Source organism: Oceaniserpentilla sp. 4NH20-0058 (assembly GCF_040371755.1).
Lineage (GTDB): Bacteria > Pseudomonadota > Gammaproteobacteria > Pseudomonadales > Oceanobacteraceae > Bermanella.
The window spans coordinates 161489-184145 of record NZ_BAABWE010000003.1; the positions used below are offsets into that span (position 1 = coordinate 161489).

At 41.1% G+C, this 22657-nt stretch carries 17 protein-coding genes; 12 read left to right on the forward strand and 5 right to left on the reverse strand.

What is annotated here, in order from left to right:
- Nucleotides 1-64 precede the first annotated feature (64 nt).
- Both ABWV45_RS05995 and ABWV45_RS06000 read right to left on the reverse strand, forming a co-directional pair.
- Nucleotides 65-652 (reverse strand): hypothetical protein, encoded by a 588-nt coding sequence (locus ABWV45_RS05995; RefSeq protein ID WP_353349694.1) that lies wholly within the window; start codon nt 650-652, stop codon nt 65-67.
- Between the two features lie 466 nt (nt 653-1118).
- A complete protein-coding gene (locus ABWV45_RS06000) occupies nt 1119-1598 on the reverse strand; it encodes a GNAT family N-acetyltransferase (protein ID WP_353349696.1) in 480 nt (159 codons plus the stop codon).
- Between the two features lie 348 nt (nt 1599-1946).
- Here ABWV45_RS06000 and ABWV45_RS06005 point away from each other — a divergent pair, with 348 nt between their 5' ends.
- The 5 genes from ABWV45_RS06005 (at nt 1947) to ABWV45_RS06025 (ending at nt 7113) form a co-directional block, all read left to right on the forward strand.
- The gene (locus ABWV45_RS06005) at nt 1947-3266 is read left to right on the forward strand and encodes a spinster family MFS transporter (RefSeq protein ID WP_353349698.1); all 1320 of its coding nucleotides are present in this window, start codon (nt 1947-1949) and stop codon (nt 3264-3266) included.
- A gap of 420 nt (nt 3267-3686) precedes the next feature.
- Complete coding sequence (locus ABWV45_RS06010; RefSeq protein ID WP_353349700.1) at nt 3687-4418, forward strand: CPBP family intramembrane glutamic endopeptidase; 732 nt, start codon at nt 3687-3689, stop codon at nt 4416-4418.
- The gene (locus tag ABWV45_RS06015; RefSeq protein WP_353349702.1) at nt 4418-5257 is read left to right on the forward strand and encodes a glycerophosphodiester phosphodiesterase; all 840 of its coding nucleotides are present in this window, start codon (nt 4418-4420) and stop codon (nt 5255-5257) included. Before ABWV45_RS06010 ends, ABWV45_RS06015 begins: the two co-directional genes overlap by 1 nt.
- 108 nt (nt 5258-5365) lie before the next feature.
- Nucleotides 5366-6655 (forward strand): hypothetical protein, encoded by a 1290-nt coding sequence (locus tag ABWV45_RS06020; protein ID WP_353349704.1) that lies wholly within the window; start codon nt 5366-5368, stop codon nt 6653-6655.
- 104 nt (nt 6656-6759) lie between these two features.
- On the forward strand, nt 6760-7113 hold the full coding sequence (locus ABWV45_RS06025) for a hypothetical protein (RefSeq protein WP_353349706.1): 354 nt from the start codon (nt 6760-6762) through the stop codon (nt 7111-7113).
- A 58-nt stretch (nt 7114-7171) separates the two neighbouring features.
- Here ABWV45_RS06025 and ABWV45_RS06030 read toward each other — a convergent pair whose 3' ends face one another.
- A complete protein-coding gene (locus ABWV45_RS06030) occupies nt 7172-9487 on the reverse strand; it encodes a 7TM diverse intracellular signaling domain-containing protein (protein WP_353349707.1) in 2316 nt (771 codons plus the stop codon).
- A gap of 331 nt (nt 9488-9818) precedes the next feature.
- On the opposite strand from ABWV45_RS06030, the gene ABWV45_RS06035 reads away from it, so the two are divergent.
- Nucleotides 9819-10085 carry a hypothetical protein gene (locus ABWV45_RS06035; protein ID WP_353349709.1) on the forward strand — a complete coding sequence of 89 codons (267 nt, stop codon included), beginning with the start codon at nt 9819-9821 and terminating at the stop codon, nt 10083-10085.
- A gap of 23 nt (nt 10086-10108) precedes the next feature.
- Here the strand turns inward: ABWV45_RS06035 and ABWV45_RS06040 are convergent, their stop codons facing one another.
- Nucleotides 10109-10987 carry an acyl-CoA thioesterase domain-containing protein gene (locus ABWV45_RS06040; protein ID WP_353349711.1) on the reverse strand — a complete coding sequence of 293 codons (879 nt, stop codon included), beginning with the start codon at nt 10985-10987 and terminating at the stop codon, nt 10109-10111.
- Nucleotides 10988-11171: 184 nt separating this feature from the next.
- On the opposite strand from ABWV45_RS06040, the gene trmA reads away from it, so the two are divergent.
- A complete protein-coding gene (trmA, locus tag ABWV45_RS06045) occupies nt 11172-12254 on the forward strand; it encodes a tRNA (uridine(54)-C5)-methyltransferase TrmA (protein ID WP_353349713.1) in 1083 nt (360 codons plus the stop codon).
- Nucleotides 12255-12583: 329 nt separating this feature from the next.
- Here trmA and ABWV45_RS06050 read toward each other — a convergent pair whose 3' ends face one another.
- Nucleotides 12584-12772 (reverse strand): tRNA (uracil-5-)-methyltransferase, encoded by a 189-nt coding sequence (locus tag ABWV45_RS06050; protein WP_353349715.1) that lies wholly within the window; start codon nt 12770-12772, stop codon nt 12584-12586.
- 81 nt (nt 12773-12853) lie between these two features.
- Between ABWV45_RS06050 and hrpB the strand changes: the two genes are divergently transcribed.
- The 5 genes from hrpB to ABWV45_RS06075 all read left to right on the forward strand — a co-directional run bounded on the left by hrpB (nt 12854) and on the right by ABWV45_RS06075 (nt 22639).
- On the forward strand, nt 12854-15352 hold the full coding sequence (gene hrpB, locus ABWV45_RS06055) for an ATP-dependent helicase HrpB (protein WP_353349717.1): 2499 nt from the start codon (nt 12854-12856) through the stop codon (nt 15350-15352).
- A gap of 99 nt (nt 15353-15451) precedes the next feature.
- Nucleotides 15452-15907, forward strand: a complete 456-nt coding sequence (locus ABWV45_RS06060) for a hypothetical protein (RefSeq protein WP_353349719.1) — start codon at nt 15452-15454, stop codon at nt 15905-15907.
- A 202-nt stretch (nt 15908-16109) separates the two neighbouring features.
- A complete protein-coding gene (locus tag ABWV45_RS06065; RefSeq protein ID WP_353349721.1) occupies nt 16110-20018 on the forward strand; it encodes an Ig-like domain-containing protein in 3909 nt (1302 codons plus the stop codon).
- 108 nt (nt 20019-20126) lie between these two features.
- Nucleotides 20127-20564 (forward strand): hypothetical protein, encoded by a 438-nt coding sequence (locus ABWV45_RS06070; RefSeq protein ID WP_353349722.1) that lies wholly within the window; start codon nt 20127-20129, stop codon nt 20562-20564.
- On the forward strand, nt 20561-22639 hold the full coding sequence (locus tag ABWV45_RS06075; RefSeq protein ID WP_353349723.1) for a hypothetical protein: 2079 nt from the start codon (nt 20561-20563) through the stop codon (nt 22637-22639). The genes ABWV45_RS06070 and ABWV45_RS06075 overlap by 4 nt, the downstream gene beginning before the upstream one ends.
- The last annotated feature ends 18 nt before the right edge of the window (nt 22640-22657 follow it).

Genomic DNA, 22657 nt, shown 5'->3' on the forward strand with positions numbered 1-22657 from the left:
ATAGCCAATAAAATTATAAAAAAATCATTATCTACAATCAATCGCTAACTAAATAAATAGTTAATCATCTAGTTTTTCTAAATCTATATCTCGAATTTTTCTTTAATATTTTTATTTCATAATCAATTTTTTCTATAGATTTATTTAAAAGTTCAATATTATTTTTTTTCAATTTCACATCTAAATCATGCAAATCTTCTTTCCATCTCCAGAATCCAAGAACAATCGAAACTAATGCTACAATCAGGTATAAAAGACCAAGAATTATTACTTTAGGATTATCTAAAAACTTAGTTTTACTATCTATAGAAGTTTCTACCGCCCATTTATTAACCAAAACTGTTTTGGAATTTTCATTCTTTGCATGCTCTAAAATACGTTTTTCTTGATCCAAATTCCAATTACTTGGAACCCAGTCCAATTTATTATCATCAAACTCACCCGTATTAATAGAGTTCAACCTATTTTGTATATCACGAAGAGATCCTTCTGCTGAAAAATAAGAACTTATAGCTATATTTCTTTCCTCAATTTCATATTCTAGATAAATAATCCAAACAAATAAAAGAAATACACCAAACATCATCCAACTACCTAATAATGCAAGAAATTTATAGTAATTATCTGTTGGTATAGCAGGTAACATCTTCATATTAAGTTTCCCTATAATTTTCAAAAATAAGAGATTGATAATTATCTTTCAATAACATCAATCACCCAAAGTCTAACTCAAAAATCCAATTTAACACTATCTTCCCAGAACCAATCGGAAACAAAACCTGTAACGTTACCAACCTGCGGCATCCGAGCGACGCATCACCAAAACCCAGTTAAATCTATTAGGCTGGCGGCGTGAGGCTAGCCGCGAAGCAGGGTCCGGGATGCAATCCCGAGAAAGAAAACCCGTGCTGGCGTTAACTTCCCAGTTTGCAATAACTCCAATAATTCACAATCTAAAAATATCGCACACGGCGTGCCCCGCGAACGAAGTGTACTCAAAGAGCATGATAAGTGCTTTGGATACGCACTTAATATATCTGTCGCGCGCCAGCGCCCTCCCACAATGGCAAATCACCATCAATTTCAGGCAGAAGGCTGCCCTGCAACAAATGAAAACCTTACAACTCTAACTTATAAACCCCGTACTCTACCCCAAATATCGGGTCGATATCTTTAAACTTCTCAAACCCCATGCGCTGATACATGGCCAATGCAACTTCCATAATAGGGCTAGTATGCAAACCTATGGTTTTAACGTCTGACTGTTTAGCATGATCAAGGCACGTGTGGGTTAATGCTTTGCCGATACCTTTACCACGATATTCAGGGGATACCACTAACATACGAATGGCAGTCCATGTTTTATCAAAGTGGCTATTGGGGTTGTCATTAGGTGGCACTAACGCAACACCACCTACAATTTTTCCGTCATCTTCGGCGACGAATAAATGTGCGCTTTGTGCAAGGTTGGCCATATTACCAACGGCTGTGATGAGGGATTGCCAATCGGAATAGTGGTGTTCGAATTGCGAGAAGGCTTCAACCGCTATTTGATTAAGCTGGTCTGTATCTTCTACCTGAAATAGCCTGATTCGCATATTTTGTTTAATTCCTTTTAGGCTTTATACACAGCTTCGATATTCTTCTGAGGATACTTTCCTTATAAAACTTGTTCAAAGTAACTCACGGTTACCTGCATATCCAGCTTTGATAACGAGTAAAAACTAAAATTTAGGCACAACATCCTCTTAAAATAGTTTACATTGTTATCTTACTGGCTTGCGATATCACTTTTAAGCAGTTCCTGAATCGTCTATAAATTGGTAAAAATACGCCGACCTATCAAAAACAAACTTCACATGGAAATGTCACATGGTTTACATTGTTTAATTGAAAAACAAGATAAAACAGTAGTCTGCCTAAAATAACAAAAAAAGGATTTCATCATGACTCCTGCAACACCGCCAAGCGCGTCTAAGTATTACCGGCATTATGTTCTGGTACTACTCACCCTAGTGTATGCGTTCAATTTTATTGATCGCCAAATTCTCGTAGTACTATCTGAGTCCATTAAATTAGATATGGGACTATCAGATTCGCAACTGGGTTTATTAACAGGCTTAGCGTTTGCGGCCTTTTATGTGAGCATGGGGATTCCTATTGCTCGACTGGCCGATGTGAGCAATCGTCGAAATATTATCGCAGCGGCGATTACCGTTTGGAGCGGCATGACAGCTCTAACAGGGCTTGCTCAAAACTTTACTCAATTGTTGCTTGCTCGTATTGGTGTGGGTGTTGGTGAAGCTGGTGGCAGCCCCCCTTCTCATTCTATTATTTCTGATTACTACCCAGCCAAAGAGCGTGGCCGCGCCATGTCGTTTTATTCAATGGGGGTTTATATCGGCATTTTTATTGGCTTTGGCTTGGGAGGTCTAATTAACCAGTATTACGGCTGGCGTGTGGCTTTATTTGCCGTCGGTATTCCTGGTTTGCTTATTGCTTTGCTAGTGCGTTTCACCATTCGTGAACCCGTTCGCGGTATAATGGACGGTAACACGAATATTGAAAAAACCTCCTTTAAAGAAACACTTAAAACCCTATGGCAGTTAACTTCTTTCCGTTATTTTTCGCTGGCGGCAGGTGTGACTGCATTTGTTAGTTACGGCATTGGTAATTTTTTACCTTCTTTTTTGATGCGCTCCCATGGGTTTGATAGCCTACAGGTCGGCACAAGTTTGATGCTTACGACAGGGATTGGTGGTGCTATTGGTACTTATATGGGTGGTTATTTAGCCGATAAATTTGGTCAAAAAGACATTCGCTGGTACTTATGGGTGCCCGCTATTCCGGCTTTAATTGTCACTCCAATTAATGTTTTTGCCATGTTTACGCCACAGGCTGATATGGCACTTATGTATATTTTTATGGCGACTATGTTGGGTTCATTATACTTAGGGCCAACCATTGCAATTACCCATACGCTTGTTCCTCCGAGTATGCGTGCCATGGCATCTGCTGTTTTATTTTTTATTTTAAACTTAATTGGCTTAGGTTTAGGACCATTAACAGTTGGTATTGCTAGTGATGCTCTTGCTAGTAGTTATGGTGCTGACTCACTGCGCTATGCCATTGCTGGTGTGTCATTTGTAGGTTTAATTGCTATGGCCCTTTGTTTATTAGCGGCTAAACATTTACCAAAAGATTTAGAAAAATCAATGAAACAACAAGCCCAAGCAATAAAAGATCAAAACGAGTCTTTTGCTTAATTGATCCCAAAAAATGCCGAGTTAATCATTTAACTCGGCATTTTTCATGCTTGTTTGCTATGTTTTTTTACTATTAACAACTCCTCTCAAAACGTATTTTTCCGTTATCTTAGACGATACGAATTGTGCAGGGTTAGCCATATTCCAACAGCAGCGATAAAAACCTTCAAGCGGAATATAAGTTCATCAATTAATTTTTATCAATTTTGCATCTTAAAGCTAACCTCCCAATAAACCAGCGTTGTATCATATCTATCCCATAAGGCTCATAGGTTTTATACCAACCTGATTTGAAAGTCTTTATAAGGTAAGATAGCCAGCAATTTTTTAAATTAAGCTCAACATCTTGAACATTAGCATCATCTTAATGTAATTAGCGCGGCTGATGTCTCTTTAAAAACAAACCCATAAACAAACACCATGAAATTAGCCGAAAGTAAGCCCGACACCGTTAGTACCCTTAAAACCAGTGTTCAAAGTGACACATACACTGTCGTTCAACGTGAGCAAGACCGCACCCTTTACCTACGCTTTTACATCATGACTGTATGGTGTTTTTTTATCACAGGTTTAATACCGGATTACACTCAAGAGCCTATTGAAATACAAACCGCCATACGCTGGTTGTTCCTTTTTTTGCTAGTGGTGCCCACAGCTCTTTCCATTCGCAATTTAGGCTTTACATGGGCAGAAATTGGCTTAACCACAAAAAACACTTCACATGCGATTATTGAATCTCTTTTTATATTTGCCCTATTAATCTCCGTTTTGCTTTTAGCAAAGATGTTGGCCCATGAACCCTTAGCGGCTTTTTTCCATTGGGGAGACCTAGAGCGATACAGTAGTAGTCAGTTATGGTTTTATTGTGTGAGTTATTTACCTCACACTATAGGGCAAGAATTTGTGGCACGAGGAGTGGGTTTAGCTTACGCCTGTCGTATATTAAATGATTACACAAGCCTAAAGCCCGTGATCATCGTCAGTATTATTTTTGCTGCTTTTCATGTTCACTTATCCCTGTCCATTGCACTGGCTATTTTTATCAGTAGCTTACTATTTGGTATGGTATATCGTCGCCATGGCACCCTAATTGGTGTGTGTTTATTGCACTTTTTATTGGGTATCAGCGCTACCGCATTAGGATTAATTTAATGAGTGTCATTAAATACTGTGTTTACGGACAAGGACTCCTGTGTGTGATTGCATTGGCCTTCTATTTCATCACTGCGTTACCGGAGCCTTCTGTGCAACGCAATTTCTCAGCATTGGTTTTTGCCCATCGAGGGTATTATGAAAAAGCCCCTGAAAACAGCTTAGCGGCCATTCAAGCCGCTTATGATATTGGAGCAAACGCCGTTGAGATTGATGTCATGCAAAGTAAAGACTTAGTGCCTGTTGTGATACATGATCAAGATATTCGTCATACCACCCTAAACGAAGGCTTAGTGAGTAACCTAAGTGCAGATCAGCTATTGGCCATACCACTAAAAGACAGGCAAACAGGTGCCGCTAGCACATGGCACATTCCCAGTTTAGAGTCGGCTATTAAATTGGCCAAAAATTTAAATATTACATTAGAAATTGAATTGAAAACCGAAATACACAATCACTTTGCCATGGCCAAAGCGATTCAGGCTTTATTCTTAAAATACGACTTTTATGAGCAAGGGTTTGTCTCTTCGTTTGACCCAAGACTTTTATATTATGTACGCAGTATCGAGCCTAATATAACCACGGCACTGGGGCTTTTATCACACCCGCCCTACTCTTTTGTTTTAAATTATATCTTTCAGCAGCCATTTTTTATGGATTACTTGGGTGTTTCCATTGTTGAGCCTGAATATACCCTTGCCACTGATCCATTCATTGAATACTGGCAGGGGCAAAATAAACAAATCAATGTTTGGGTGATCAATAGCCAAAAGAAAAAACAATACCTTTTACAAAAAGGGGTATCCGTCACCAGTGACTGCATACTAGGCAGCTGCTAATAATAAAATCAGGGTCAGCAGCCAGTATCGTAAATTAGCAGCTTGCCTGCCTTAATAAGAGACTCAGCTCCATCCCTCTATTTAACCCCCCTGTGTTAGAAATCCTTTTTGTCATTCCCTCTAATCATCAGTATCCTTACCCCAAATTTCACCCATGGGTTCACCGCTTTGTTCCGTTTGATTGTTTTAACCATTAGCGCCCTATTCAGCACTGGCTTGCTGACGTTCCATGAGGCTTTCGCAGAAGACACAAGCTACACTGACAACAAGTCTTTAACTCATCAGAACCTGCCTAAATTGAGTCAAGCTGAAACGCTACCCATTGAGCAAGCTAACTATTTTTACTTTGGGCAGCAATATGGCTCGGAAGCGCAATTTGGCTTTTGGAATGTGATGGTCAACGTGGGCTTAGTGGTACCTGGGCGCTTAGGCACTCAGCCACAATTAAGATACATCCACTGGCAAGAGGGTTGGAAGCATGTAGAAAGCAGTCTAACCAGCCAAACTGACGTATTTAAAGAGTCCGGTGGTACACAAGAATCCCTTGATAAAGAATTCATTCCCTTTGCTCATCCCTCTGGGGCTTGGTTGCCTAATTACTTTTTGCATTTTTTAGGCGAAGGTATGCTTTCCCGCAAACTAGAGGAGTATTACCTGTATGAAAACCCTGATAGCCCTATGCAGGCCAAGATCAAAGCCATTGCCACCACTTTAGCGGCGCAATTCACTAACGAGGTAGTTGAGCACGAACTACCTTGGGAGCAGCGCCTTGACCCTTTGGCGGATTTTTATTTTAACATGGCAGGGATTATCGCCTTTTCGTTCGATGGGTTCGCCAAACTATTTAATAATGATTATCTAAATTATTACTACTGGCCCGGACAAGCCATCATCGACCCACAAGACGGGGCTATTTTTAATCAAGGGGAGCAGTATTACTTTCGTTCTCACTTGGGTTTCTTTTCTGATACACAACTTGCCATTATTACCGGCATGCCTGCCTCCGGCTTGGGGCTTGCTTACCCTTTAAATGCAGATGACACCATCAGCGTGTTATGGGGCACAGATGTGGGTGTCACTAAACCCCATAAAAAAGTTGAAAAACTAGAACGTAAAACCAACTTCACAGCCTCCGAAATTGCCGACTTATATAACCGTTCAGTCAATATTTATTGGGACAGAAAAGGCTCACTTATGGGTAGTGTGACTTTAAGCTATGAGCCTTTCGCCCAGCTAAGTCTTAACCTCTATCCACAAACGTACACTGGGGCTAGTTTGTTCGGCTTGCCTCTTGGTGAGGTGGGCATTGGCGGCTATTTTCTTACTTCTGAGGAGGGAGCTAGCAGCCTTGGCATAACCTTTAGTTTCACTCCTATTATGCTGGGTTACCGTTGGTAGCTTAGCGGCATATTACAAATAACTGTAAAATATAAAGAATATTAATGTTTCCCTAACCATCTTAAAACCGTGAACTATACTTAGGGTGAATAAAGGGGAAACATATGTGGTTAGGGTTAGATAAATGGTTCGCTGGATACTATGCCTATCAAGCACGCTCTCACTATAAGGGCCACCGTTATGGTCTTTGCTTACATTATTTGAATGCATTATCCCAATGGGATGAACATTTTTTAAACAACCCAATGTATGCAGGCTATATGGCCATTTGTCATTATGAATTGAAACATTGGGACAACATTATTACTGAAGTTGAAACCGCCTTGTTTTTATTAAGGCGCCATGTGGATGATAATTCTGATGCTCAGTATTTATGGCAAGATTTAAAAAATCATTTAACCGACTTAAGAAATGTAAAACCACAAAATATGCCATTTAAACAGGTAGGTGGGATTTAAATAATTAAGTCAATGCTTTAAAAAAACGAACTTTATGGTTCGTTTTTTTTTGCCTCATTTACTCTAAATGTGCTGGAATCACCATTTGTATGGCAAACCCTTCCCCTGATACAGGAAAGAAGATCCGTCCTTTAAAAGCAATACACACTAAATTGTAAATCATATATAAACCTAAACCTATGTGACCATCATAACCCTTGTCAGTTGTGAAGAAAGGTTTGCACAGATTTTTTACCAGTTCTTTTTTAATACCGATCCCATTATCAACAAACAATATATTGATATTGTCTTGCTTATCTTTAGTCACTGAAATAGTGATAATAGGCGAGCTCTCTTTATCCGCTTGGCTATGGACTAACGCATTATCAATAAGCTGAATAATGATAGAGTTAATAGCCTGTTGATATGTATAAATGTTCAACTCAGGGTCACAATTAATATCCACACGCCAACCTGCCATTCTCCATCGTTGCGAATTCACAACGTTTTCTAATTCAGATAATACCTCTACGTGGCTTAGTTTTAAGTTTTGGTGCCAGCTGGATACCTCTCTGAAACGTTTCACTACTCTCGTAATTCGTTTTTGATTACTCGATACTAAACCTAAGGAACTGCGCACTAAATCAAAATAGTTTTGATAATCGTCTTTACTGAGTTTTGATTGCTTTTCTAATTCGACTAAGTCATCTAGACCTTCACGCATAAATGAGGTGGTAGCAACGTTAGAGCCCAAAGGAATACTGATTTCTTTTGCTATCCCTAAAGAGAATTGCTCCATGACTTTTAACCGTTCTTGATCCAGCTCAGCTTTTAACATATCCGCTTGTTTGCGTTCGGTAATATCTTGCACTGTGCCTTCATAGCCCATTTGTACATCCGAACTAATGTAATTTAAATTAACGCTTATCCAGCGTAATTCTCCTTGTGCATTTTTTATAAGCAGCTCATTATCAATAGATGCTTGGCTTAATGTTGCTTTTCGCACCATACCTTGGAATTCTTCATATGGGGATTCTAAATACTCCCGAATATCAGTAAAGGTCGATAGCATCTCTCTTTGGTCTTCAAATCCAAAAACCTGTGAACAAGCTTTATTTACACTGGTTAAACGAAATTTATTATCACTTTGAAAATTACCAATCGGGCTGTTTTCGTATAAATTTTGAAAACGTTTTAATACCTGTAGATGATCGTCTTTACTTTTAACAAGTGCTTTCTCGGCGGTTAACTTTTGATGATTAATTACTTGAATACGGTCAGCTAATGAAAAAGCAAATAGCAATACTTGCAATAAAGACCCAACTAACACAACGTAATTAATGAACCATGAGGTATCAAAAACCCCAAAACCTCTTAAGTTCACCATCAAAAAACCAAATAAGAATACCGCCCAAGCTAAAGTAAAGAAACGAGCTCCTTTATTGCCTCGATACCAAAGATATGAGCCTGAAAATATGCCATAAACGAGGACCATTGAGCCAAAGAATAAAATTATTGGTGATGTGAAACTGTATTCTAGGAAGAAGTTCCCAATCAATAAAACAATAGATATCGCTCTAAAGAGAATGCTGATTTTATACAGCCATTTACTACTGTTTTTTAATTCAAGAAAAGTCGATATAAACGTGAGAATGGCCACTTGATAAAGCAAATAAAAGGTATGGAAGATATAATTATTGATCTCAGGAAGGTTAGGCCAAAGCCAAGCAAAACCACGTCCATCAAAGGCTATTCTCAGTAAAATATAACTCGCCACTGACAGCACAAAATATAGGTAACTTTTTTCTCTTGTGACTAAAAAAACAAACAAGTGATAGATCGTCATGATTATGAGTACGGCATAAAATGCACTGAACACATTGTGCTCAATGAGCAAATGTTCAACAAATTTTTCCTTATCCCACCACTTAATGGGCATTAACATGACGCCGCTGGATTGAAGGCGTCCAATAACAACTATCGACTCAGGTTTTTCGTTTTCGATCTCTAATAGAAAATAAGGTACTTTGTAGGGGCGGTTCCCATACGGTAAGGCGTCACCAGTGTGTAATTCTTGTGATAGTTCACCTTCGACATAAACATACAAGTCCACATAATCAATAAGCTGAAACCCTAACTGTAATATCCACTCACCTTTACGAAACACTTTCAAGTTTTGCATAAACCATAGGGGTTTTTTGGTATAACCAAAATTTAATTCGCCATCTAGTTTTTCCCAACTGGCATCATCTCTTACCTCATCGACTGTATATTGCTTTCCTGTTGGCTCAAACCAGTAATACACAGAGGATGCATACATCCCCTGATGACTGCTGGTTTCTGCCAGTACGATGTTTGTATATACAGCGCACAAAAGAATTAAAAGATGTTTCAAAATATGTTATCCAACTATCCCATCGTATAAGCTTAGCAGTATTGCAAAATCAAGCATCACCGATTGTCTTTACTAGACAGTATCAGCCAAATCTAGGCCTCATTCATGACCTATATCGTAACCTTTAATTAACTAATAGTAGCTATAAAGAGCAAGGGAGCCTCCTAGGTCGATTTGCTACCTAATTACTGTGTAATTCTCAGCAGTGATGGTTGAAATGTCCTTTGCCCACGACAACATGGCACGACTGATAAATGCTCCCTCTTCCTACGTACCTAAATGAGGGTTCTCTGCTAGTCTTTATGTATAAATCACAGACAGGGATAATGTCATGGCAAAACCCTCACCAGTGCGTGAAAATCGATTTAAAGCGAAATACGACACCTTAAACAGTAACACACGATCCCTGATAAAATTTTTAGCTATAACTGCAACCCTTATACTGTTAGGTGTGTTATATCACTTCAACTCTAATCAGGACATAGATTCCACCGAGAAGTTTTTTGAACAACGCAAAAGTGTTCAAGAATTCCATCAATACCAAGAAGATGAAGAAGACGCGAAAAAGCGTGCTGAACGCAATATATTCTTGCAATAAAAAAGGGGCTTTTGCCCCTTTAATTATTTATCTCGCTGCCTAATTAGACCTTCTTGGGCCACACTGACCATTAATTGCCCATCTTTATGGTATATATGGCCAAAGCTTAATCCCCTCCCGTTTGCCGCTACCGGACTTTTCATGCTGTATAACATCCAGTCATCAATGCGCGGTTTATGGTGAAACCAGATCACATGATCCAAACTGGCCATTTGCATACCTTTACTGTGATATGACACCCCATGTGGCTTTAATGCTGCCGCTAGTAAGCTGAAATCGGTACTGTATGCCAATAGCGAGTAATGCATGGCTAAGTCCTGAGAGCTCCAATCGTTAATTGATTTGAACCATATATTACTGTGTGGCTCGGTTTTTTCTGGTTTGAATACATTAATAGGATTAACAGGACGTGTATCTAACGGTTTTTCGTTGGTCAGTTTTTCTCGTAAGGACTCTGGAATCATCTCCGCGTATGAGCGTGCAATTTCCACCTGCGACATTAAACCCTCAGGTTCAGGCACATTGGGCATAGTATCTTGGTGTTCAAACCCTCCCTCAGGGGTATGGAAGCTGGTGTTTTGGGTGAGGATGATTTTGCCATCCTGAATAGCGTCAACTCGCATTGAGGCAAAACTACGCCCCTGCCTAAGAATTTCCACTTTATAATCTACATAGCTATTAATGTGTCCAGGCAACAGAAAATACGCATGCATAGAATGGGGTAAATAACCATCTGGTGCCGCCTGAATAGCTGCGTTGAGTGATTGACCCAAAATTTGCCCACCAAACAAATTCTTGAGACCAATATCTTCACATTCACCACGATACAAAAAGGTTTGCGGCCCTTTATGGAGAAACTTAACCGACAGCAAATCAATTAGTTGTTGTGTTACTTCATTCATTTTCATTACCTATCAATGCCACCTTTACATACTGGTAGCTTAGCTCAATATCACACAGGGTATTCAAACAAGTGTTTGAAAGCAAAGAAAAGTCATGAATTCATTGTCTATAGCTTAGAACATTGGTTGTCAGGCCGCTTTGCCCTATAATGCGCCCCTTTATGTTTATCCTAGGTAGCGGTGAATGCACCAAGTCGTACCGGAACAATATTCCACTTTATTAGCCGAAAAACAGCAGCTCATTGAAGAACAATTCACTCAATTTAATGTGGGTGATATTCAAGTTTTTGAAAGTGAACCGCTGCACTTTCGCCAACGGGCAGAATTTCGTATTTGGCACGAAGGTGATGAGTGCTTCCACGCTATGTTCGCACCGGGCACAAAGACGGACCCGATAAAAATTACTGACTTTCCTATTGCCAGTAAGGCGATTTGTGAATTAATGCCAAAACTGATTACAGCCATTAATGAACAAACCATTCTGAAACACAAACTATTTCAAGTGGAATACCTTAATACGCTTTCCGGTGAGATGTTGGTTACTCTGATATATCACAAGCAACTTGATGATCAATGGATAGAAGTGGCTACGGCGTTAAAGCAACAATTTAATATTCATGTAATAGGCCGTGCGCGCAAAATGCGTTTATTACTGGATCAAGAATACGTGATGGAAACCCTAAACGTAGATGATAACGCATTGCAATACCAACAAATTGAAGCCAGCTTTACCCAGCCTAACGCCAAAGTGAATGAGAAAATGCTGAGTTGGGCCAGAGCCTGCCATCAAGACGCTCACTCAGATTTATTAGAGCTGTATTGCGGGAATGGAAATTTTTCACTGGCACTGGCTGATCAATACCGTAGTGTGTTTGCCACTGAAATCAGTAAAACCTCTATCAATGCCGCAAACTATGCAAAACAAGCCAACGGTATTGATAACGTGACGTTTGCTCGTGTTAGTGCAGAAGAATTCACTGAGCATATGAACGGCACCCATCTACGTAAACGTTTAACTGGACTTGGCCTAGAAGACGCTAACTTTGAAACCGTTTTAGTTGATCCTCCAAGAGCCGGATTAGATAAAGACAGTTGCCAATTAATTAGCCAATATAAAAACATCATTTATATAAGTTGCAACCCAGACACACTAGAGCTTAACTTGCAGCAATTAAGCGCAACTCACAAGGTGACGCGTTTTGCTATGTTTGACCAATTCCCATACACCCATCACATTGAATGCGGTGCATTTTTACAGGCCAAATAAACATTTTAGTTAGCGGTAAACTGCTTAAATTTATAGGTATTTACCGCTCTATATTCTACCTATTAACCTTTATAAAGCTTACCAATGCGGCATATTATGATTTAACGAGCAAACACTAAAGTTAAACCATGGTATTTTTCGGTTGTGATAAAACTGATGACTAAAGGTGATTTATGGGTTTAGGAATGAATGACAACAGCGTATTTGACAACTTGGACAACGCCAGTTTAAACACTGCTGATTTAAATTAGCTTAACCACATAGTATTAACTGAAACCTATAACCACTCAGGTAATTTTGAAGACGATTCCATCAAGCTATTGTCGTGATTATTTTTTCTTTTTGTTTTTGCGCTTCTTTTTTAGGTAGTCTTTAACAGGTGTTGCTTTTGTGGGGAATGCTAATTCAAACCGTTTAGCCATTAGTGCTACTTTTTCTTCTTTAAGCTCATGAACTTTATCTGCTTGAGCATCAGCAAAACTCACCACATTATTGTCTTGTTTGTTTTGTTTAGACATAGCTACTCTCACTAAACAGATACGACATATACCTAATAATATACCCTTGAAATGTGCTTTGTTCCACGCATAATGCCCACCATGACAGAATTACCTATACAAACCGTTTTACCCGAAGTGATTGCTAAGCTAGAGCAACACAACCGCCTAGTGGTGCAAGCCCCTCCAGGAGCCGGTAAATCGACCCTTTTGCCTTTGGCCTTACTAGAAACGCTTAGCCAAAATAGCGGGCAAATTTGGTTATTAGAACCAAGACGTTTAGCGGCAGAACAAGTAGCTATGCGCCTTGCTCAAGGGCTTAACGAAGCCCTAGGCCAGAGCATTGGCCTAATGACAGGTGAACGTAAGGTTATGGGCGAAGACACTCGTTTAGTTGTCATGACAGAAGCCATCGTATCCCAGCGTTTAATCAAAGAAAACGACATCCCCCAATGTTCCATGATACTGTTTGATGAATTTCATGAGCGCAACCTGCATACGGATTTAGGGCTCGCTCTTGCATTACAGTGCCAAGAATACCTGCGGGATGATCTGCAACTGCTTATCATGTCAGCCACCTTAGATGGTGATAGCCTAGGCAAGCAATTAAATTGCCCTGTGATAGAAAGCCAAGGACGCAGTTTTGATGTAGCCATTGAGTATCACCCCCAAAACATCATCCAAGGGCAATATTTAGATCAAGCTGTAAAAAATGCTGTTCACACCGCATTATCAAAAAGTACTGGCGACATTTTAATATTTTTGCCTGGTATAAAAGAAATTCGTCAGTGCGAAAACACATTAAATACAATCTATGATTCACAAATACACCAGCAGACCCTGAAAGTTTTCCCCCTGCACGGTCAACTAACGGCTAAACAACAGCAAAGCGTCATCAATGAACAACCCATTCAAAAAATCATTTTAACCACCGACATTGCCAAAACCAGTTTGACTCTTCCAAATGTCACCGTGGTGATTGATTCAGGGTTAGAACGTGTTAGTCAATTTAACTTACGCCAAGGTATGGATGAACTGGTCACCATCAAAGCCAGTAAAGCCAGTGCTATTCAACGGGCCGGACGGGCTGGGCGTGTACAAGCAGGTACATGTTATCGCTTATATAGCCAAGAAGAGTTTCAGCGCCGCCGTGACTTTAGTCCGCTGGCCATTGAACAAAGTGACCTTGCACCGTTTTGTTTGAGTTTGGCCGCATGGGGTAACTTAGACTTAAATGACTATACCTTTTTAACCCAGCCAGAAAGTAAGCAAATTGCACGCAGTACTCAACTATTAGAGCAACTGCAAATACTGCAATCGAATCAATTAACACCACACGGGCGCACATTAAGCCAAACGCCTCTTCACCCACGGCTTAGTCACATGATCATCAAAGCTAACCACATGCAGCTAGGCTACAGCGCTTGTGTGTTAGCAGCTGTATTAACCGAAGGTGACCCACTTTATTACCAAGATACCAATAGTGATCTGCAAACCCGTATGCAGTTATTTGAACAAACTAAACTGCCCAACTTTTTTGAAGGGGCTAAGGTTAACGCAGCAAAAGCTCAGCGAATTATTCAACAGGTTAAACGACTTGTCCGCACATTAGATATCAAACAAGGCAGCTTACACAGCCACCAAACTGGCTTACTTCTGATGCTGGCGTTTCCAGATCGCATTGCCCAGCAGCGAGGCAAAGGTTATCGCTTGCGCAGCGGCATGGGGTGTCAGTTATTTCATGGTGACAGTATTAAGCCAACAGAATATTTAGCGGTAGCTGATATTTCACAATCTCAACAGCAAGGTCAGCACGCACAAAGCATTATTCGATTATGTTGCAATATTGAACGGACAGAGATTGAAGGTGCTTTTGCAGAGCAAATAAAACAGGTTGAAACGTTACAGCTCAATGAAAAACAGCAACTACAGATCATCAGCCGCCAGCAACTGGGGGAACTTATATTAAGTGAAACCACTAAACCCGCCGACGCTTCGCAAAAAAATGCGTTTTACCTGCAAGAATTCAAACAACAAGGCCTTGAATTTTTGCCGCTAAATGAAGATCACTTAGCAATACTGGCAAAGCTCGCGCTGGCTCACGAATACTTCCCTGACCACTTTCCCGATACATCAGAAACGGCACTTATCAAAGACCGCGACAATTGGCTCGCCCCGTTTTTGGCTACCACCAACATCAAAAATTTAGATTACAAACAAGCATTCATGTCACGTTTAGACTGGCCTACGCAGCAAGCTCTAAACCAATGGTTCCCTGATGCTCTTACCCTACCCACCCAGCGTCAAGCAAAAATCGATTACAACGAAACACCGCCAGTGGTCAGAGCAAAATTGCAAGAATGTTTTGGCATGAGCCAATCCCCCACCATTGCTCAAGGCAAATTAAAGTTGAATTTACACTTGCTCTCACCCGCCCAAAGGCCCTTAGCTATGACCCAAGACTTAGCTTTTTTCTGGAAGGAAGCCTACCCTCAAGTACGCAAAGAAAACCGCGGCCGCTACGCCAAGCACCCATGGCCTGAAGATCCACTGACCGCAGTGGCTAGCGGGCAAACTAAAAAGCGCATGGAACAAAAATAGTCAGTAACAAGACACTACATTTTTTTGAATGCCTCGACCCAATAAGGGTCTAAACTTAAACCTGTTACGTGAATTGAAACGGTTCAAAGGCAATTTAAAATGAAGTATATAGGTATTCTGGCGACAGTAATCGTTGTTCTATCAATCGGTTATTTTTTAACTGAGCCTAGTTTGAAAGATAATAATGCCATCGACGTGGCATTGCCTTCACATAGTCCGGCGGCAACTTCACCCACCCAAACAAACCCGCACAATCACAATTCACCAAGTGTAAAAACGAATACACCTACAACTTCCACTCATACTAATATACATTCTGGGAAAACCGGCAACCCACATTTTGATCAGCTATCTCCTGAAATGCAGCAGGCGCTTAAAGATCAGTTACTTTTAGAGAACCCAACAGAAACAATCGATGCGAAAGATGGCGCTATCATTATCCCCGCGAAGGGTCGATTTACTCAAATGCCAGTGGCCGTTCAGATGCCGGATGGTACGATACAAATTCGAGAGTACTCCAATATCCCCAAACCCAAAATGCAATTAAACAAATAAATAGAACATATGTTTTATGCCCTTAATATCCACTTGAAACTTTGAAAAAATTTTCAATAACTACAGGCTATTAAAAAAGAAATACGTTACAAATCGTTACCCAGCAAGCGCAATAAATTACGTCGAAACCTGCCATATGTCGTATGTTTAATTGAGTGTATTCAATTATTGATTAAACCCATTAACTGCGTTCGGGTATATTATGGCTTGGCTATTTACTGTTTTAAGCATTACTCTGCTAATTAGCTCCCAAGCTTTTTCAGCCGCTTGCCCATCATCATCTTCAGCTGAAACCACTGGGGCAAGTGATGGCAGTAACTGTACCGTTACTGATGGTACAACCGGAACCGTTATTCAACTGAACTTCATAACCGGTTTTGATTCAACCACCCTAATAGAAAACGATACTGCAGCACCTACTGCTACTGATACCTACTTTACCAATAATGGCGTTGATCCCGTCAGACAACCCTCAGATGTGGCCACAGATGCCGCAACGCAATCTAAAGCGAGCGGTAATAACGGCACAACCGTTGGTGCCCAAAGAAAATTAGCATTTATTAAAGCCGCTGAAATTTTAGCGGCTCAAATTACAACAACTGAGCCTATATTAGTGGATGCTGACTTCACTACATTAGCGTGCAGTGCAGGTGGCGCTACTTTAGGTAGTGCCAGTTCTTCATCTTTTATTCAAAATGCATCGGCGCCCGCTGGTGCTGTGAATAGTACTTGGTATCCGGTTGGGCTATATAACAGCCTAGATGGTGCTGATAATTACCCTTCCGGTGGCCCGCTAAATGCCAATCCAAATACCGTCGACAATGGCGGTAATATTAATGACGATAGTGATGTATTTGCTCGATATAATTCATCTACGGGTAACACTAATTGCTTGGATAGCAGTAACGGCTGGTATTACGGTTTTGACGCCCCTCCATCAGAGGTTTACACCAGTCCCGGTGGCGGATATTTTGTTGATGGCAATGGCGACCCCCTTCAAACCACATACATTGGTTTTACAACCGTACTCTTGCATGAAATGCTCCACGGCTTAGGCTTTTCAACCGTTACGGATTCTAGCGGGAATGAGCTGGGTGGGCTAAATGACATTTATGCCACCTTCTTAAGAGATAATGCCAATAACCGCAACTGGAGTGATGCAAGCGAATCGGCGACTGATCGCTATAACTCCTCTATAAGCTCAACCGGCTTATTATGGACAGGCAGCAATGTAAATACAGCAGCCGTTGGCGTTGTAACAGCAGGCTATCAAGACAACGACTCATCAAGCAGTTTTACCAGCGGTGACCGCGTGCAAATGTACGCACCCAACCCATTTAATAGTGGCAGCAGCGTCTCCCACTTTGATACCGCTGTTTCCCCCAATGAAATTATGGAACCTCAATACACTGCAGGGTCACTCGATTTAGGTTTAGCTATATACTTATTAAAAGACATTGGTTGGACTATTAACGTGGGCAGTAATAGTGCTCCGGTAATGACTGCCGTTGATCAATCTACCAATGAAGACACGGCCTTAACCATTGATGCCAGTAGTTGGGCCACCGATGCCAACAGCGATACCCTCACTTATTCAGTCAGTTCAAGCTGTGCAACTAACATTACCTGTTCTATCGATACTGACGGTACCAGTTTTGTCATGACACCCGCCGCTAACCATAATGGCGGCACCCATTCCATTACCATCAATGTGAGTGATGGCAATGGCGGCACTGACAGTGATACCTTCAACTTAAATGTAGTTGCTCAGAATGATCCGCCAGCTATTACCGCTGTCGATCAAAGCACCAATGAAGATACGGCTAAAGTAGTGGATGCCAGTGGCTGGGCAACCGATGTGGATGGCGATACCCTCACTTACTCAGTTAGCTCTAGCTGTGCTACCAATATTACCTGTAGCATCAATACGGATGGCACCAATCTAACCATGACACCAGCGGCCAATCACAATGGCGGCACCCATACCATTACCATTAACGTGAGTGACGGCAACGGCGGCACTGACAGTGATACCTTTAACCTGAATGTGATTGCTCAGAATGATCCGCCAGCCATAACAGCAGTGGACCAAAGCACCAATGAAGACACAGCTAAAGTGGTGGATGCCAGTGGCTGGGCCAGCGATATAGATGGTGGCACCTTGGTGTACTCAGTCAACACAAATTGTACGGCCAATATTACCTGTAGCATTAATAGTGATGGCACAAATCTAACCATGACACCTGCGGCCAATCACAATGGCGGCACCCATACCATTACCATTTTTGTCAATGACAGTAATGGTGGCGGCGACAATGATACCTTCAACTTAAATGTGGTTGCTCAGAATGATGCTCCTGCATGGTCGAGTATTTCTGATACCACGGTTAATTACTCAACGCCTGTTGATATTGATCTATCAAGCTACGCATCAGATGTGGATGGCGACTCCCTCACTTACACCGACACAGCTTGCGGCTCGGGTTTAAACTGTAGCATCAGCTCTAATACCCTAACCCTTACAGCCAGTTCCAATGCCGGAAATACAGTGGTGGTCACCATTCAAGCGGATGATAGTAACGGCGGCCAAACATCGGTGAGCTTCAATGTAAATATCACAGACACAAACTCGACACCTGTACTGGGAAGCATTGGCAATCAAACTGCACCAATAAATGTGCCGGTAGTAGTGAATTTATCTGCCACTGATGCCGATAGCTCAGATACGTTAACGTATTCAAAAACCAGCGACGCAGACGGCGTTGCCACTGTTTCCGGTAGCGCCTTAACGTTATCAAGTTCAGCCATTGGTAGTTTTAGCGTAACGGTACAAGTGAGCGATGGTAATGGTGGTGTAGATAACGAAACATTCACCTTTGATACCTATGCCGAGCCAAGTATTAGCTTAGATAGTGCTGAGCTTTCTACTGGGGGATCGGACCCAATCGCTAACTCAGCAACCATCATTGATACCAGTAATTTGGGCAGTACTTATAGTTACGCTCTGGAATTTGAGGGGGCGAATGCGAGCAACTTACTGGATAATGCAGCTGATTCGTTAACCATTGAAATGCCAACTAGCGGTCAATTTGCAGGGGAATACGTCTTAACCTTTACCGATAGCAATACCGGTGAAACTTATGACTTCACCTTCGTTCGCGCCCCTCGTTTGCTACTGTCCGCCACCCAATTATTAGCAAACCAAGCGGTACAAACCTTAACGATTGAAGGTGGCGCGGCTGGTGAAAGCTTTACTTTGATAAGCAGTGAAACTAATTTGAGTTTTATCGTGGGTGACAGTGACAGTACTACAACTGTGGCCACTAACGATTCCAACCACTTCAATAAAGCCGAGGCTATATTAGCCGTTAGTAACGTAACTGCCAGTACATCTGTGACCATAGACGTTAGCAGTATTTATGAGCCAATATCCAGCAGCGGTGTGACGCTGGAACCTGCTCGCACTCATAATATAAACATCGAAGATACCGCAGGTAATGCTCTGGCTGAGGCCATACTGGTACTGGATACCACTAACCTTGGCAGCTACAACATTGACAGTGATTATCTTGCAAACTCTAATGGGGCCATAAGCTTAGTATTACCACAAGATACTACCGATTACCCTGCCACTGTCAGCTTAAGCGGCTACAGTGATAACAGCATTACATTGGCCCCTTCTAACCTTACGCAAACCGTGATACTTGATGAAATTATCAACCCTATGCGCTTAACCGGTGAGATTAGTGCCACTGGAAATTTAAGTTTTGCCAGCGAATTACCAGAGGTCACCATCACACTTGATGATGGCTCAGAGGTAAGCTTAACCGTAACCCAAGTATCTGATACGGTGGCCGAATTTGATCATACACATAATCTAGCACTTGGTTCCGTTACTCAATTGAGTGTGAGCCACTCTCAAGGCATTGGTGTCATCTTCAATATCAATACCAGCGGCAATCTAAACTTTGAGATATTTTTAGATTCCAGTACTCAAACTATTACTAACGAGCCAACCAAAGTTGGATCCAGTGGCGGTACTCTTGGGTATTGGTTGGCTGTACTAGTACTGTTTAGCTTAAGACGAAGCAAGGACATCAATCACCGGTAAATGATAATAAAAACGCCTCTTTTGAGGCATTTTTATTATTTTGAGACTTAAAAGGTGTTTATACTAAGGCAATATAATTAGACTGGAGACCAACCTAAAGGGAACACTATGAAAATCGGTATTTTAATTATTATTGTGTTAATGGCTGCGTATTGGTTGTTTCAGTCTAACCAAGCTAAATTAGTGGCACCAATCACTTCAAACAAAGCAATCTTGACTACAGATCAGCCGTTAGATGATCAGGCAAATACACCCAAGCAAGCACCAATCGTGTCCGCAGGTTTAAAGGATACAGCCACTCAAAAACATGTTAATACTACCGTAAACAATGATGATTCTATTAGCCCTGAAATCAAACAAGCGGTTAAAGAAAAACTATTGCATAACGCTCCTTTGAATATATCTAAAGATGCCAAAGGTAGAACGATTCTTCGCCATGAAAAACGCGTCACTCATATGCCAGTAGCAATGAAACAGGCCGATGGCAGTGTTATCATAAAAGAATACACACACATAAAAGATTCAGAAGCAGATATAGCACCATGAAGTTTATAATCCCCTCAATTCGTCTTACACTTGGTGTGTTACTGAGTTTCCACGTCTCTGTTTCTTCTGCCGTTAATTGCCCAAGCAGTAGCGCAAATATTAACAGTATTGCTAGTTGTACCGTGATTGGCGAGCATTCCAATGTTGCATTAAATTTTGCCAGTGGTTTTGATTCATCAAAAAGTGTTGAGCCTATTGATGGAAACAACGGTATCACTCAAGGTGAGCAACGCCGTCTTGCGTTTATTAAAGCCGCTGAAATCCTCGCCAATCAAATTCACTCCCCTGTTACCATTGAAGTAAATGCCCGTTTTTCAAGTTTAGAATGCGATATAAATTCAGCAGTTTTAGGCAGTGCAGGTGCATCAACCAGTGTTGCGTTTGAACCTTCTGATAATGTGGTCGGTGCGGAAATAGATACATTTTATCCAGTTGCTTTAGCCAATGCGCTTATCGGTTTTGACATAGTAACCGACGAGCCTGATATTTATGCAGACTTTAACTCAAACCTAGGTGATCTTTCGTGTTTACAAGATGCGGGTTGGTATTACGGTTACGCCGATGCGCCGGGATTTGAAACTGGTTTTTTGTCGGTGTTATTGCACGAGATTCTACACGGCTTAGGTTTTGCTTCGCTAATTAATCCGTCATCCGGCGCAAAACCAACAGATAACCTTGGAAACCCATTAGATGACATTTACTCCAATTTTTTATTTGATGCTTCACTGAATGACACGTGGAATGACTTAAATAACTCACAACGTGTTAACTCTGCGGTGGGAGATCAACTCTTTTGGAACGGATCACAAACCAATACACAAGCCATTGGCACATTAGACTCTGGCTTTTTAGATGCAGACTCATCGGGGACGTTTACCTCTGGCGACAAAATTAAAATGCATGCACCATCAGAGTTAGCTCTCGGGTCTAGTGTTAGCCACTTTGACATAGGTGTTTCACCAGATGAACTGATGGAACCCAATCTTACGGATATCGGCTGTCAAACGGGTTTAGCACTCAATGTATTACAGGACCTTGGCTGGGGTGTTACTTCAAGCAGCTCGCAAGACTTTCATTTAAATATATTTTGCCAGTCAATTAATGATGGCGACACTTATGAAAGTTTTGACTCAAGCAGTAACATTGTGATCAATTTTGAAAACAATGAAACGTCCCCCTCTTATTCCCTAAGCTATAAAGGCAGCGATGTAACAGACGATTTAGTGAGTCCAACTACCGGAGGTATTGCCATTAGCCTTCCGAGCACGGGGGAATTTGCTGGAGAGTACACCTTAACTGTGAGTAATGGCGCTAATCCTGATATTGAAATCACCATAGTGCGTCAATTGGATATTCAGTTCTCATCTGCTGCATTACTAAGTGGTGTTGATTACACATTAACTGTTCGCGGTGGTGCAGCAAATTCGGTTTATACATTAAGCACTGATCCTGGTGATGCCATTACCTTTTTTGACAACCAAGATTTACCTATTAGCTCTATTACCGCACAAAATAATGCTGAGGATTTCAACCCCGCCCATTCAAATATTACCGCTACACCTGTTCTTGAAACAACTAGCGTATTAACAACCGTTGGCTCACAAAGTAATACATACAACTCTGTTGAAAGTAACATAGAGGTGTACCCTTCTGTTTCTCAGTCATTTAATGTTATTGATACATCAGGTATGGCCATCGGTGATGTAAATGTCGAGCTCAGCAGCAACTCATTAGCCAGTGATTTAGGTTTAGAGCTTGAATACACCACCGACGAACAAGGTCAGTTAACTGTTTTACTGCCCGATTCAAGCAGTAACTTCACATTTATCTTTTCTAAAACGGGCTTTAACGACAAGTATTGGTATGTCTCTAACTTAGATCTAACTCATGACGTTACTCTGCAAGAATCAAATACAACAGAAGAAGAAGAAACGCCAGAAGAAAATGTCATCATTGAGGATTCTAATAAATCAGGTGGCAGCAGTAGCGGTTTTGGTAGTTTGTCTGTTTTATGGTTGTTGCTTTGGGGCTTTATCATTTACCCCATGTCTATATTTAGACGTAACTTATTTTAATATGACGTGATACGAATG